Origin of the sequence: Halorubrum sp. SS7 (assembly GCF_005435055.1) — an archaeon.
In the GTDB taxonomy this organism is placed as follows: domain Archaea; phylum Halobacteriota; class Halobacteria; order Halobacteriales; family Haloferacaceae; genus Halorubrum; species Halorubrum salinarum.
On sequence record NZ_SGXV01000120.1, the window covers coordinates 1 to 1,078 of the forward strand.

Sequence of the window (1,078 nt, forward strand, 5' to 3'; positions counted from 1 at the left end):
TGGTGTGGAACGGTGCGTCCGGAAGCTCCGACGTGACCGGAGCCCGATTCTCGTCGCTCATACCGATCCGAAGGCGACCGAGCCGTATAAAATCGAGAGGGACAGGACCGTGACCGGCTGACACCGATGTTATCGGCGCGAGCGTTCGGCACGCTTCGTCGCCGTGCCCCGCGCGCCAGCAGCCGACGAACCACCGGATCGCGCGCTTCCGGTCCTCGTCCAGCGGTCGCAGTCGGTGAAATTTCAGGAAATTAACCCGAACAACGACCCGGGCCGACCGGAAATCAGTACCGCGACGGGATAAACGCCATCCCCGCGAGCAGTACCGAGGACAGCAGCGAGAGGACGAGTACGCGTGAAAGACCGCTGTTGTACTGGTTGAACCGATCCATCTCGGCGACTTGCGCCTCGTACGCCTCGATGTCCGTCGACATCCGAAGCGTCGACGCGTCGGGGAAGTGCGCGATGTAGTCCGTGTCGCCGAGCGTCACGACCGACTCCTGAGCGACGTCGATCGTCTCCGTCTGGGTCGCCTGCCACACGAGAACGGCGCCGTCGGCCGTCACCTCGTCGACGGTGACCGTCTGTCCGTTGTATTCGAGCGTCTCGCCCGTCGCGTACGAGCGTTCCTCGGGCTCGCGGAAGTACTCGTCGACGGGCACCAGCGTCCGCTCACCGGAACCGTCAGTCACCGCGACGTACTCGCCGTCGTCGAGGGTCACCGTCTGATTCTCGGCCGCGTCGTCGGCTTCGAGGATCGCCTGCCGGTCGAGCACCTCAACGAGGGTGAACTCGGTGGCGTTCCCCCCGGGGATCTCGACGCGCCAGTTGCGGTCGCCCACGGCGACCGTCGACCCGTTCGCCCACGTCTCGGACATCTCGGCGGTGTACTCGCGTTCGAGTGTCCCCGAAATCACCGTCGTCGCCGCACCGCCGTGCCCGCCGCCGCCTTCCTGCGTCTCCGAGATATCGGTTACCGTGTACGACTCTCCCCCAACTTCGATCGAATCTCCTTGAGAGACATCGATCTCCGGGTTCTCGAGCGCTATCTCCGGACTATCGGCCGTCGCGGTCAGCG

Annotated in this window: 1 protein-coding gene; it reads right to left on the reverse strand. The window is 65.1% G+C overall.

All coding sequences use genetic code 11. The features are described from left to right. Positions 1–284 precede the first annotated feature (284 nt). Entirely contained in the window at positions 285–1,076 is a 792-nt protein-coding gene (locus EXE44_RS17010; protein ID WP_241991868.1) for a hypothetical protein, read from the reverse strand. Positions 1,077–1,078: the final 2 nt, after the last annotated feature.